This window comes from Serratia sp. BW106, from assembly GCF_002607755.1.
Taxonomy (GTDB): domain Bacteria; phylum Pseudomonadota; class Gammaproteobacteria; order Enterobacterales; family Enterobacteriaceae; genus Serratia; species Serratia proteamaculans.
The window spans coordinates 1-12,801 of sequence record NZ_MCGS01000034.1 but is presented as its reverse complement, the minus strand read 5'-3'; the positions used below and the strand labels follow the sequence as shown (position 1 = coordinate 12,801).

Below are 12,801 nucleotides of genomic sequence, written 5' to 3'. Positions count from 1 at the left end.
CATTACCGGATAGAAATTACTTCTTGTCTTCCAGCAGGCAGCGATAAATCAGGCCGCCGATAACACCGCCCACTAATGGCACCAGCCAGAATACCCAAAGCTGTTGCAATGCCCAGGTTCCCTGGAATATTGCCACGCCGGTACTGCGCGCCGGGTTAACGGAAGTATTGGTTACCGGAATACTGATCAGGTGGATCAGGGTTAACGTCAAACCAATGGCCAGCGGAGCAAAGCCCGCAGGCGCACGTTTATCGGTCACACCATGAATAACGATCAGGAAGAATGCGGTCAGCACCAGTTCAATTACGATAGCCGACTGCAGAGAATAGCCACCCGGCGAGTGCTCGCCGTAACCGTTGGAGGCAAAGCCGCCGCCGGTAGCGTCAAAACCTGCTTTACCGCTGGCGATCAAATACAACACCGCTGCTGCAGCGATCCCGCCAATAACCTGAGCAATCACATAGGGAATCACGTCTTTGGCAGCGAAACGGCCACCGGCAAATAATCCTACGGTAATGGCCGGGTTAAAGTGCCCGCCAGAAATATGGCCAACGGCATAAGCCATGGTGACCACGGTCAGACCAAAAGCGAGTGCCACACCAAGAAAACCAATACCCAGCTGTGGAAATGCTGCTGCTAATACTGCGCTACCACAACCACCAAACACCAACCAAAATGTGCCAAAAAATTCGGCAAAAAGTCGCTTTGACATAGACTCCATCCTACGGAAAATACTAACGGGCGTTAGCACTAAAAACTATAGAACACCTTTTTCATTTAATGCAGGTTTCTATCAGGATTATTCTTAATGCAGCTTGAATAACAGCAGATATTAAATCCCCGTCAATTAACTTTGTCTATGCGAATACGGCTATATTTGGGGCGTTGCGGTGTGTTTGCTGGTTTTTTTATCGCTGTTATAAGAATTTACCCTAAGCTTAGCGGTATAAGTATTTCTGGCGGGAAATAGCTACGGTTAAATTCAAATTTTCATATGATTTTCCCATTCGATTTGTCCGTGTTAATTGTTAATTCCTATTTGCCATATTTAATTTTCACGAAAATTCAGAGTATTAGACCGGTTTGTCATCAAACTGTCATGCCGGGCTAATACCTTAGCAAGCTGCCAACTTCACACCCTTAACTCTGAGCCATAATCATGAAAATAAAATCGGTTTCGCTGTTAATCAGTTCGTTGTTTCCTCTGTTCTCCTATGCTGCCACTGACGTTGAGGTGGCGCGCTATGTGGTCAGCTTTCCCGGCGGCGAACATGTAAGTTATCAGGGCGCTTTTGCCAAGAATTTCCCACAGGGGTTGCCGGTGGGTATTGGTTCTGGCCTGGTATTCAATGGCCGTGAAGGCAATGATCTGCTGTTGACTACCCTGACCGATCGCGGCCCCAATGCCGATGCGCCAGCGGTCGGTGAACAGGAAGCGAAAATCTTCGCCAACCCTGAGTTTGTTCCGCTGTTGATGGATATTCGCGTCGGCGGTGGCAAAGCGGTCGCCAGCAATTCACGCCCGCTGCATGACCAGCAAGGGCCGATCAGCGGGTTGCCGTTGCCGGCAGGCCTGATTGGTTCAACCAACGAAGTGGCGCTGAGCGATACGCTGAAAACGTTACAGGGCGATCGCCGTGGGTTGGATACCGAAGGCATTACGGCGGATGGTAAGGGAGGCTACTGGTTGTGTGACGAATACGGCCCGTTCCTGATCCACATCGACAGCCAGGGCAAGATCCTCGCCAAATACGGCCCAACGCCGGAGCAGGGTGAGCAGGCGGTGGCCGGTGGGTTGCCGAATATAATCAAGTGGCGTCAGCCGAATCGCGGTTTTGAAGGCATCACCCGTTTGCCGGACGGACGCATTCTGGCAGCGGTGCAGAGCACGCTCGACGTTGAGGGTAAAAGCAAGAACAAGGCGCAGTTCACCCGTCTGGTCAGTTTTGATCCGGCCAGCGGAAAAACGGCAATGTACGGTTATCCGATCGATATCGACAGCTATAAAAAGGCTAAAGACGCCAAGGTGGGCGACATCGTGGCGGTGGACAATCAACACATCCTGCTGGTCGAACAGGGTAGCGATAAAGACAAGCAGATGATCAACAAGATCTACCTGGTTGATCTCAGCCAGGCGACCGATCTGACGGCCTTTGACGGTAAGGGAAAAGCGCTGGAGTTTGATGATGCAAAAGATCTCGCTAAACGCGGCGTGAAGCTGGCGCAGAAGCGGGAAGTGGTGGATCTGCGTAAATTAGGCTGGCAGCAGGAGAAGGTCGAAGGTCTGTCGCTGATTGACGATCGCACGTTGGCGGTGATTAACGATAACGATTTTGGTCTGCAGGCCAAGCTGGTGGACGCACAACCGAAGGCGAAGAAAGTCGGCGATTACCAGTTGGATCAACAGGGTAACCTGAGCCTGGAGGGCAAAGCCGTATCGACTCGTATCGAACTGCGCCCGCTGGATAAACCGGAATCGCTCAGCGAGCTGTGGGTACTGACGCTGCCACAACCGCTGAAGTAAGCATCACGGCCGGGGGCGTGGCCCCCGGTCTCCCTTCTTTATTTATTAGATGGCCTCACTGTTGGCTTGCGGCGCTCTGCCGCGCGAAATGCTCTCCCACACGGCCACTGCCACCATAATCAGGGTGGTCAGGGCATTTACCATCAGCAAATCGGTGAGAAAAGCGATCGGTGCCAGCACCGCCAGCGCGATCAGCCCCAATAAATGCGACAGCGGGAAACGGCGATATACCAGCCGCTTGTACAGCGCATTGGCGAGCAGATAAATCGCCGGTCCGAGCAGCAGCACCGCCGCTGTCACGTTGTTGATATGGCCGTCAGGGTGGGCAATCACCAGCTCATTGGCGACGGCGCAGACGATGATCGCGCCAACCAGTACCACATGAACATAATGGAAGTTGGCACCCAGTTGGCCGGGGTTTTCCGCCTGGCTGATGGCGTGGCTACCGGCTTTGCTGCTGGTATCGAAATAGACCCACCACATCGCCAGGCTGCCGAGAAAGGCCACCAAAGACGCAATCAGTACCGGCGCGCTCCAGGACTCCATTTCGCTGAGGGTGGAGCCGGTGATCAGAATGGTTTCCCCCAATGCCACTATCACGAACAGTTGGCAGCGTTCCGCCAGATGATGGCCTTCGATGGTCCATTCACTGCTGCTGTCGGAGCGACCAAGCACCGGCAGGCGGAAACCGAACATCGGTGAAACATATTCGCACAGCACCGCGATGGCCCACAGCAACAGCCGGTGATGGCCTTCCGCCAGCCCGCCGAGGATCCAGAACACCGCCGAAATGCACATCCAGCCGAGAATGCGCCGAAAGTTTTGTTTCAGTGGATGGTGGGCGGGGAGCAGCTTCAGCACCACCAGCGAGCGGCCAACCTGAATAGCCACGTAGAACAGCGCGAACATCAGCCCGCGTTCACCAAACGCCTGGGGTAGCGCGGAGGAGGCGAACAGCCCCAGCAGCATGATGGCGAACAGCAGGATACGGATGGGCCGGGTATCCGGGTTAAACCAGTTGGTGACCCAGGCGGTGTATTGCCACGCCAGCCAGACGGCAAACCACAACAGCAGGGTTTCCAGCGCACCGGTCAGCGTCAGATGGTGCAGCAGATAGTGGGAAAGTTGGGTCACGGCAAAAACGTAGATTAGGTCGAATAACAGTTCCGAGAACGAAACCGAGGCGCCACGACCATCACGCACACGAAGCAAGGTTTGCGACATAGGGGATCCTTCCAAAATGATAACCTTCAGCAATAGCGTAGTTCAGCCACCTGTGGGTGGGAGAGAAATCTTAAAAGTGAGGTTTTTTATCTTTCCCTGACCAAACGGACTTTTAATTGTCATCTGCCGGGAGTAGAGTCGCTGTGTAGTCCGCTATTATTCCCTGTAAGACATATCTGCATGCACCTCCTCCTTATTTTCATCACAATGATTGATGTTCTTTACATTGGATTACGTCTATTTTCATTGCCTGGCGGATAATTAACTCCATTGATACGAGAAAATAAACAAAAACACCTGGAGTTAATCATGAAACTATTACCTGGCATCGCAGCAGTTCTATTGGCAGCCGCTTCGTTCTCTTCCTTTGCAGCGCCGCTGTCGTCGGTAAAACAGGTCAGCACAGAGCAGGCCAGCGGCCTACAGAGCCTTGGCGTAGTATCGGTTTCCGGCGTCAGTGGTTCACCGGGTGATGCGGTTCACGCGCTGAAAGAAAAAGCTCAGGCCGATGGTGCCAGCCACCTGCGTATTATCGGGCTGGACACCCCAGGAGATTCCAGCAACTGGCGTGGTAATGCGGAAATATACCGCTAATAATCCGGCAATAAATACAATTCGGCCACTGTAACAGGTGGCCGATAAAATAAACGGTTGTGGATAATAATCTGACCGGTAATGCCATTCCTGGCTTACCCGATGATGATGACCACAACCTTTTTTTTGCCTGTGGTCAGTCGCATTTTATTACAACTGTGTCGGTGGTTTTAGGAAACATGTTAATGAATACTTAAGGAATTGAGTTCAGATTGGTGGCTACTCAACCTAAGGAGGCCCCAATGTTAAATGCGACACGGCTGCAACTGAAGAACCACTTTTTCTACCTCCAGCAGTTTATGGCTTCGCCGCGCACCATTGGCACACTGGCGCCTTCTTCCCCCTGGCTGTGCCAGGCGATGCTCAATCAGATTGAATGGACCGGCGCGCTGTCGATCGCGGAGCTGGGTGCGGCGGACGGCGTGTTGACCAAGCGGATACTGGGGCGCATGCGTGCCGATGCTTCGCTTGAGGCCTTCGAAATCCAATCTCATTTTGTCCATCAGCTGCGGAAAATTGACGATCGTCGCCTGCAGGTGATGGACCGTTCGGCGGAACAGATGGCCCGTGATTACGACGTGGTATTCTCCTGCCTGCCGCTGCTGTCGATCCCGCTTAAAATCAGCATGCGTATTTTGCAGCAGGCACAGCAATGCTTGCGTGCACGCAACGGGACCCTGGTGTTGTTCCAGTACAGCCATCTGTCGGAAAAGCTGCTGTCCCGCTATTTCCACTGGAAACGGCTGCGGGTGGTGCGTAACTTCCCGCCGGCGCTGGTGTATGTCTGTACGCCCCGTTAGCTAAAGCCTTTTTTCCATCACCACCACCTGGTCATCATATTGCTGCCGACGTTCGATGGTTTGCCAGCCCCAGCCCGTATACAGCGCCTCGGATTGATCGGTGATCAGGTGTAATACCGGGTGGTTGCGTTGGCGCGCCAATTGTACGATGGCGGCCTCCAGGCGCTGTGCAATGCCCTGACGACGATGGTCAGGATGAACAAACACCCCCGCCAGCCAGGGGGAAAGGTCCATCCGGTGATGATCATCGCTCGGCCACAGGCTGGCCATTCCCAGTGGGCGCTCACCCTCAAGCATCAACAACGTGGTGTAGTCTTCACTCGGCTGGGTACACAGCGCAAAGCGCTGACGCGTGCGTTCCAGCGAACCACCGCGTTGCGAGCCCCATTGCCCAAATGCCCATGCGGCACAGACGTCGCTGAACTCTGGGCACTCCGTCAGGGGAATAATGCGTTGGGTCATCTCTGTACCTCCTGAATCTTCAGCCAATCGGGCTGTTCCATAATCGGGTTATCGACCAAATTTTTAACTTTATAAAACCGTATTTACAGCGGTTTTGCACGCATCAGCGTCGAAATAGCGCAATTCAGCGGATTTGACCCGCTCCGAGCGTGTTGGGATTGAAAGTGTTAATGAGAGTGATTATCATACGCGCATAATTTAGCTAATCCGGCTTACTGATGCGCAATTCCCTCATTTTTCTGCTGCTTTCCCTGCTACTCGGCGCTTTTGGCGTTCAGGCTAAAATGGTCACCGACATCATTGGCCGTCAGGTGAAAGTGCCAGACAACCCACAGCGCATCGTGCTGGGCGAGAGCCGAATGTTGTATACCCTGGCGCTGCTGGAGTCGGGTAACCCTGCCCAACGTATCGTCGGCTGGCCGGAAGACATGGCGCGTTTCGATGCGCAAAGCTGGCAGCTCTATACGCAGAAATTCCCACAGATCACAGCGATACCTTCTATCAGCAAGGGCAATTTTCGCCAGGTTAATATTGAAAACCTGATCCGGTTGAAGCCGGATCTGGTGATCCTTGCGCGCTATGCACGGGAAGAGGGCGACAGCGATCTGGTGCTGAGCACGTTGAGCAAGGCCGGCATTGCGGTGATCTACGTCGATTTGCGGGTCGATTTGCTGAATAACACCGTGCCGAGCGTCCGCCTGTTGGGTGAGGTGCTTAACCGTCAGCAGCGTGCAGAGCAATTCATCAGCTTCTATCAGCAGCATATGACGGTGATCCAGCAGCGGCTGGCTGGCTACCAGGGGCCGAAACCCAAGGTGATGCTGCACCTGCACCTCGGGCGGCGCGAAACCTGCTGCACCACGGCGGCCCATGGCAACCTCGGCGACCTGCTGGCCTTTGCCGGCGGCGACAATATTGCCAGCGCCAGCATCAAGGGTGTCTACGGTGAGCTGAACCCGGAAACCATCCTGACCGCCAATCCTGACATCTACATTGCCACCGGCATGGCCGGGCCGCAGGGCAAGCATTTCTCCGATCTACGCCTTGGGCCACTGGTCACCCAGCAGGAAGCCGATGAGAGCTTCCGCAGGGTTATGCAAAAACAGCCGAGGCTCGCCAACCTGAAAGCAATAAAAAACCACCAGGCCTGGAGCATCTGGCACAACTTCTATCTCAGCCCTTACCACGTGGTGGCGGTTGAGATGTTCGCCAAAGCCTTCTATCCGGATCTGTTTGCAGACATCAACCCGCAGCAGACCTTTAAGCAGTTATATCAACAATTTTTGCCGTTACCTTTTTCAGGGACCTATTGGAGTCAGTTAAATAATGAATAACACTCAGCGTGGCTGGTGGTGTGCACTGCCTTTGGCAGCCTGTGCTTCTGCACCGGCGATCGGTGCCGACAAAACCGCACAGAAGGGCGAGACCCTGGTGGTGGTCGGCCAGGTGCAGACCGATGGCGTGCAAAGCTATCAGCCGCTGACCAGCGTGACCGGCACCCGTACAGAAACCAGTTTGCTGAACGTGCCGCAGGCTATCGACATAGTGCCACAGCAGGTGATTACCGATCAGGCGGTCAGCAGCCTGGATGAGGCTTTGTATAACGTCAGCGGTATCACCCAGGCGAATACCTTGGGCGGAACTCAGGACGCGGTGATGAAGCGTGGCTTTGGCGATAACCGCGACGGCTCAATTCTGCGTGACGGTGTGCGCTCGGTGCAGGCACGCAACTTTACCCCCACCACCGAACGGGTTGAGGTGCTGAAAGGCCCGGCCTCGATGTTGTACGGCATGGGTGAGCCGGGCGGGATGATCAATATGATCACCAAGAAGCCGCAGTTGCAGCAACACACCCATGTGGAAGGCTGGGGCAGCAGTTTCAAGGGCGGTGGCGGCCAGTTGGACGTTACCGGGCCGTTGGGGACTTCCGGATTCGCCTATCGGATGATTGTCGATCATGACGAAACCGACTACTGGCGCAACTTCGGGCGTAATCGCCAGACGGTGATCGCGCCGTCGTTGATGTGGTACGGCGAGAGCACCACGGTGCGCGTTGCCTACGAGCATATGGAATATCTGGTGCCGTTCGATCGCGGCACCATCATCGATTCGCGTACCGGCAAGCCGGTGAATACGCCGCGCGACCGCCGCTTCGACGAAGGTTATAACGCCACGCGTGGCGATCAGGATAGTGTTACTTTACAGGTCGATCAGGTGCTGAATGAGAGCTGGAAAAGCTCGCTGACTTACGCCTACAGCCGCAACAGCTACAGTGACAATCAGGCGCGTGCGCTGGCTTTGGATCCTGAAACCGGCGTGCTGTCGCGGCAGGCCGACTCCACCGCCCACGCGGTTAGCCATGCCAATGCGGTGCAGCTGACGCTCAACGGTGACGTCGACTGGGGCAGTATCAACCACCAGATGCTGTTCGGCTTTGATTTTGAAGATAACCGCACCTACCGCGGCGATATGATCCGCGGTAAAAAGAACAGCGATTTCAATATCTACAATCCGGTGTACGGCCAGATGCCCACCTCGAACGCCGTCAGTGCCAAAGACAGCGATCAGCGTGAAAACCTCACCAGCTACGGCTGGTTTATGCAGGACTCCGTGCAACTGACCGATAAATGGCTGGTGATGGGCGGATTGCGCTACGACGCCTTTGACGTGTTTGCCGGCAAGGGGCGCCCGTTTGTCACTAATACCGACAGTTCCGACGGCAAACTGGTACCGCGTGCCGGGGTGGTTTACAAGCTGACGCCGTATGTGTCGCTGTACAGCAGCTACACCGAGTCTTTCAAGCCGAACTCTTCCATCGCCAGCCAGATTGGTTCGTTGCCGCCGGAACAGGGCAAGGCCTGGGAAGTGGGCAGCAAGCTTGAGTTGCCGAATGGCATTACCGGTACGTTGGCGCTGTTTGACATCACCAAACGCAACGTGATGGTCAGCGAGTTGGTGAATGGGGAAACCGTCACCCGCACCGCTGGGCGTGTGCGCTCGCAGGGTGTGGAGCTGGATGTCGCCGGAAATCTTACCGACTCCCTGAGCCTGATCGGGTCTTATGCCTATACCGATGCGCGGGTGGTGGATGATCCTGACAACAAAGGCAAAGAAATGACCAACGTAGCGCGTCATACTGCCTCATTGTTCCTGACGCAGGATCTGGGTTCCCCAGGATTGTACAGCGGGGACAACGTGCGAATGGGGGCCGGTGCGCGTTACGTAGGGCGCCGTCCGGGTGATGCTGCCAACAGCTTTAATCTTGATAACTACACCGTCGCCGACGCCTTTGCCGCTTACACCATGCCGGTGAATGGTTACCGGGTGAAATGGCAGTTGAATGTAAAAAACCTGTTCGACAAAACCTATTACCCCTCCAGCGGCGGCAATTTACGCGTGGCGGTGGGGGAACCGCGGGAAGTGGTGCTGCGTGCCAGCGTTGATTTCTGATTTGGCGGTTAAAAAGCAGGCCCGGTGGCAGGTATCTGCCGCCGGGGAAATTTGGTTAAATACCCGGCCCTGTTGTTGAGGAGAGCCCGATGAGCCTGAAGATCCGTCTGGCGCAGCCGCAGGATATTGCTCAGTTGATTGCCGTTGAACGATCGGCGGCGCAACTGTTCCATCAATATCCGGCCTGGCGTTATATCGCTGAAGGTCCGGTGATGAGCTCAGAGCAACATGCCGATTTTATTCAGCGGCAGGGAGAATGGCTGGCGGAGAGCGCCGCGGGTGAGGTGGCCGGATTTATCGCCGTGGTGCCGCAACCGCAGGATTGGCATATCGCCGAACTGTCGGTTGCTGCCGACTGGCAACGCCTGGGGATTGGGCGTCGATTGATCGCCGAAGTGGCCGCTCAGGCCCGATTGCAAGGGGCGCAGCGCCTGACGCTGACCACCTTTATTGATGTGCCCTGGAATGCACCTTATTACCAACGGCTGGGGTTCCGGCCGGTAGCCGTCGAACGGCTCAGTGCGTCACTGAGCCATCACCTGGCGGAAGAGCGGGCACAGGGCTTTGCCGCAGGCAGTCGCTGTGCAATGGAATTTACACTATCGTAAATATTGAAATACAGGCGGATGGCGGTATGATGCAGCAACCACGCCATCGCAGGATCTGCACGCCGGTTTCTGGCGGGCAAAAATGTATTCAAGTCACCGTATAAGGGACAACCCGTAATGACACAAACCATTTTCATGGTAGGCGCGCGCGGAGCCGGTAAAACCACGGTGGGTAGCGCACTGGCGTTGGCGCTGGGCTATCAATTTATCGATACCGATCTGTTTATGCAGCAGACTACGCAGATGAGCGTGGCGGAAATGGTCGAAAAAGAAGGCTGGCTGGGATTCCGCCGCCGTGAAAGCATTGCGCTGCAAACGGTGACTCAACCGTCAACTGTAGTTGCCACCGGTGGTGGCGCGATCCTGGCGGAAGAGAACCGCCGTTTTATGCGTCAGCACGGCACCGTTATTTATCTGCGCTCCCCGGCCGAAGTGTTGGCACAGCGGCTGGAAGAGTACCCACAAGACACGCAGCGTCCCACGTTGACCGGCCGTCCGATTACCGAAGAGATGCTGGAAGTGCTGGCGGCGCGCGAAGCCTTGTATCAGGAGGCCGCACACTACGTGATGGACGGCACCGGCAACCCGCAGCAGGTGATAGAGCAGATCCTGGCCGCCCTGCAGTTGGAAACGGTAAAGTAACCCACCTTTCGCTTTTCCTTCGGGCACCGCCACTGGTGCCCGAATCTCTGCTATTCCTCTCTTTTTTCCTCACTCTCGATAGATTGCCCCGTAGCCGTGCTGCCTCTCGGTGATTTTTTGGATGAAGGTCATCATCTATTGAGCGCCGTTCGGGGATGGCCTAAGATGGTGCCAGATTGATAAGGGGAAACGCCATGGCACGGGTATCAAAGCAACAGATGGAGCGCAATCGCGAGGCGATTGAGCAGGTGTCCTCACAACTGTTTCGCGAACGCGGCCTGAATGGCGTCAGCGTCAACGATCTGATGGCGGCTGTGGGGCTGACACACGGTGGTTTCTATGGCCATTTTGCCTCCAAGGACGAATTGGCCGCGGTAGCCAGTCGCAGGGCGGCAGAAGAGTCCGCTCAGCGCTGGGAAGCGATGAGTCGTCAACCTGGTCAACACAATTTGCAGGCCCTGATTGACGGCTATCTGAATGTTAAGCATCGCGACTGCCCGGCCGAAGGCTGTGTGGTGACTGCCCTGGCCAGCGATGTGGCGCGAGAGGGGGGGGATAAACCGGTACATCAGGCTTACCTGAATGGCGTGAAATCCATGCTGGCGCGGCTGGAGTCACTGTCCGCGGTGGAAGATGAGCAACAACGGCAGCAGCAGGCACTGGCGCAGATGGCGATGCTGGTGGGCGCGCTAACGCTGGCGAGGGCAACCCAGGGTGATGCTGTGTCGGAACAGTTTCTTAACGCGGCGCGTCAGGCATTGCTGCCGGCGGACGCTGAGTAAAATACAGCGCTGGGGTAGTGCCAAAGCGTTGGCGGAAAGCGGCAATATAGGCGCTGACATTGTCATAACCACAGTCGCCGGCAATCTGATTGACGGCTTCACCGCGTGATAGCGGCTCCAGCGAGCGGATCACCCGGGCTTGCTGACGCCAGCGGGCGAAAGTCACGCCGGTTTCGCTGAGAAAATGCCGGCTCAGGGTGCGGACGCTCAACCCGGCCCAGGCGGCCCATTCACTCTGGCTGCGTTTGCTGGCCGGCTCATTGAGTAGCGCCCGGGCGATTTTCAGCAGTCGGGCATCCTGCGGCAACGGCAGTTGCAACGGCGTGTTTTCCTGCGCGCGCATCTCATCCAACAATACTTGCAGTAGTCGCCGTTGCGGCGCGTTCAGCCTTTGGCCTGCGAATTGTGCAATGCGTTCCATTAACGCCAGAATCAACCCGGATGCGCTGCTCAGATGCGGCTGTTCCGGCAGTGCTGCACATTGGGATCCGGGCAGATACAGGCTCCAGCCGGCGACGTTGCCACAGGCCAATGCCTGGTGCGCGCAGTTCGGTGGCAGCCAGCCGATGCTACCGGCGGTCATAGCCCATTGCTGCTCCTGGGTTTCCAGCGCGATCATGCCGTGGGTTAATAAATAGACCTGTCCGCTGGCGTGTTGATGCCAGGGCGTTAAGTGTTTTTTCTCATGCCAAAGTCGCTCGCTTTGCAGGATCATGATGATTGGCCGATTTTCCGTATAGAAAGTCCAGTTGCGGTTATTATGCCACCTTCTGCCTGATCTATGATCTCCACATCATTCAATTTTGGAGATAAATGATGAGCCTGAAAACCCCAACCACCCTCGTGCTCGAGGCCTTGCAACGGGTCGTCGCGGCACCTCAACACCAGCCGGTGCTGATCGCTGAGTTTTTCAGTGAGGATTACCATCAGCAGGTGGACGGTAACACGCTGGATTACGTCCATTTTATCCAGCATATGGCGTTACTGAAACAACTCACCCGCAGCATGACGCTGGAGATCGTCGCCGTGGCCGGGCAGGGAGATTCGGTACTGACCCACCACCGGGTACGAGTGGAAAAGCGCGATGGCGGCCGCAGCCTGGTCAAGGTGTTGGCGCATTTCACCGTGCGCGACGGCAAGATCTGCGCCTGCGATGAGCTGACGCAACTGCTGGAAGGTGAACACAAAGATCGCGATTTGGGGTCGCGCGTGTCGGTATAAATACCGCTGCTATACTTAACTCTGTGTAAACGACAGGGGAGATCAGCATGCGCGAAAATAATCGGCCTGGCTATCCGAGAACTGCCCGAGTGGTCGCCGTTGACCGGGGCGACCCGAGCTTGAATATGCACCGTTTTGAGGTGCGCACAGATGACATTGAGCCCAATACGCTACTCAGTGAACACCCTACCGAGCAGGAAGCGCTCGATGCCAAGCACCGCTATGAAGATCCGGCGCTGGAAGATTAATTAGCTCGCCTCAGAAACCGGCGTCAGGTCGGTTTCTTTATTTATTCCGCTTACCACTTTCACTAATTACCTCGCAACGCCGTGCCAAATTAGCATGACATGCTAGTTTATAACGGTACAGTCGAATAACCACGCGGTAATTGACCTGTTTTATCAGCGTTCTCTGTTGTATTTAATTTAGCGAAGCATCATCCGCTGCTATTAACCTACAGGATAGAAAATAAACGGCTTTGTTGAATAAATCGA

Annotated in this window: 14 protein-coding genes; 10 read left to right on the top strand and 4 right to left on the bottom strand. The window is 55.4% G+C overall.

Annotated features, from left to right (window positions below):
* Positions 1-16 precede the first annotated feature (16 nt).
* Positions 17-712, bottom strand: coding sequence for an aquaporin Z (aqpZ, locus tag BEI65_RS20460; RefSeq protein WP_012005450.1), 696 nt, complete (start codon positions 710-712; stop codon positions 17-19).
* A 447-nt stretch (positions 713-1,159) separates the two neighbouring features.
* Here aqpZ and BEI65_RS20455 point away from each other — a divergent pair, with 447 nt between their 5' ends.
* Positions 1,160-2,524 (top strand): esterase-like activity of phytase family protein, encoded by a 1,365-nt coding sequence (locus BEI65_RS20455; protein ID WP_099064878.1) that lies wholly within the window; start codon positions 1,160-1,162, stop codon positions 2,522-2,524.
* Positions 2,525-2,569: 45 nt separating this feature from the next.
* Here the strand turns inward: BEI65_RS20455 and BEI65_RS20450 are convergent, their stop codons facing one another.
* Positions 2,570-3,748: a low temperature requirement protein A gene (locus BEI65_RS20450; RefSeq protein WP_099064877.1), complete on the bottom strand. Its 1,179-nt coding sequence runs from the start codon at positions 3,746-3,748 to the stop codon at positions 2,570-2,572.
* Positions 3,749-4,057: 309 nt separating this feature from the next.
* Here BEI65_RS20450 and BEI65_RS20445 point away from each other — a divergent pair, with 309 nt between their 5' ends.
* Positions 4,058-4,342: a DUF1471 domain-containing protein gene (locus BEI65_RS20445; RefSeq protein ID WP_099064876.1), complete on the top strand. Its 285-nt coding sequence runs from the start codon at positions 4,058-4,060 to the stop codon at positions 4,340-4,342.
* A 242-nt stretch (positions 4,343-4,584) separates the two neighbouring features.
* Positions 4,585-5,142: a class I SAM-dependent methyltransferase gene (locus BEI65_RS20440; RefSeq protein ID WP_099064875.1), complete on the top strand. Its 558-nt coding sequence runs from the start codon at positions 4,585-4,587 to the stop codon at positions 5,140-5,142.
* On the opposite strand, the gene BEI65_RS20435 is transcribed toward BEI65_RS20440, so the two are convergent.
* Positions 5,143-5,604, bottom strand: coding sequence for a GNAT family N-acetyltransferase (locus BEI65_RS20435; protein WP_099064874.1), 462 nt, complete (start codon positions 5,602-5,604; stop codon positions 5,143-5,145).
* 218 nt (positions 5,605-5,822) lie between these two features.
* Here BEI65_RS20435 and BEI65_RS20430 point away from each other — a divergent pair, with 218 nt between their 5' ends.
* From BEI65_RS20430 to BEI65_RS20410, 5 genes are all read left to right on the top strand, one after another.
* The gene (locus BEI65_RS20430; RefSeq protein ID WP_099064873.1) at positions 5,823-6,938 is read left to right on the top strand and encodes an ABC transporter substrate-binding protein; all 1,116 of its coding nucleotides are present in this window, start codon (positions 5,823-5,825) and stop codon (positions 6,936-6,938) included.
* Positions 6,931-9,054, top strand: a complete 2,124-nt coding sequence (locus BEI65_RS20425; RefSeq protein ID WP_099064872.1) for a TonB-dependent siderophore receptor — start codon at positions 6,931-6,933, stop codon at positions 9,052-9,054. Before BEI65_RS20430 ends, BEI65_RS20425 begins: the two co-directional genes overlap by 8 nt.
* Positions 9,055-9,143: 89 nt before the next feature.
* A complete protein-coding gene (locus tag BEI65_RS20420) occupies positions 9,144-9,662 on the top strand; it encodes a GNAT family N-acetyltransferase (RefSeq protein ID WP_099064871.1) in 519 nt (172 codons plus the stop codon).
* Between the two features lie 117 nt (positions 9,663-9,779).
* A complete protein-coding gene (aroL, locus tag BEI65_RS20415) occupies positions 9,780-10,304 on the top strand; it encodes a shikimate kinase AroL (RefSeq protein WP_099064870.1) in 525 nt (174 codons plus the stop codon).
* A 194-nt stretch (positions 10,305-10,498) separates the two neighbouring features.
* The gene (locus tag BEI65_RS20410) at positions 10,499-11,086 is read left to right on the top strand and encodes a TetR/AcrR family transcriptional regulator (RefSeq protein WP_099064869.1); all 588 of its coding nucleotides are present in this window, start codon (positions 10,499-10,501) and stop codon (positions 11,084-11,086) included.
* Here BEI65_RS20410 and BEI65_RS20405 read toward each other — a convergent pair.
* The gene (locus BEI65_RS20405) at positions 11,043-11,804 is read right to left on the bottom strand and encodes an AraC family transcriptional regulator (RefSeq protein WP_099064868.1); all 762 of its coding nucleotides are present in this window, start codon (positions 11,802-11,804) and stop codon (positions 11,043-11,045) included. The two genes, BEI65_RS20410 and BEI65_RS20405, sit on opposite strands and share 44 nt — an antisense overlap.
* A gap of 98 nt (positions 11,805-11,902) precedes the next feature.
* Between BEI65_RS20405 and BEI65_RS20400 the strand changes: the two genes are divergently transcribed.
* Together BEI65_RS20400 and BEI65_RS20395 are read left to right on the top strand one after the other, a co-directional pair.
* Positions 11,903-12,307: a nuclear transport factor 2 family protein gene (locus BEI65_RS20400; RefSeq protein ID WP_099064867.1), complete on the top strand. Its 405-nt coding sequence runs from the start codon at positions 11,903-11,905 to the stop codon at positions 12,305-12,307.
* 47 nt (positions 12,308-12,354) lie between these two features.
* Complete coding sequence (locus tag BEI65_RS20395; protein ID WP_099064866.1) at positions 12,355-12,555, top strand: YaiA family protein; 201 nt, start codon at positions 12,355-12,357, stop codon at positions 12,553-12,555.
* Positions 12,556-12,801 lie beyond the last annotated feature (246 nt).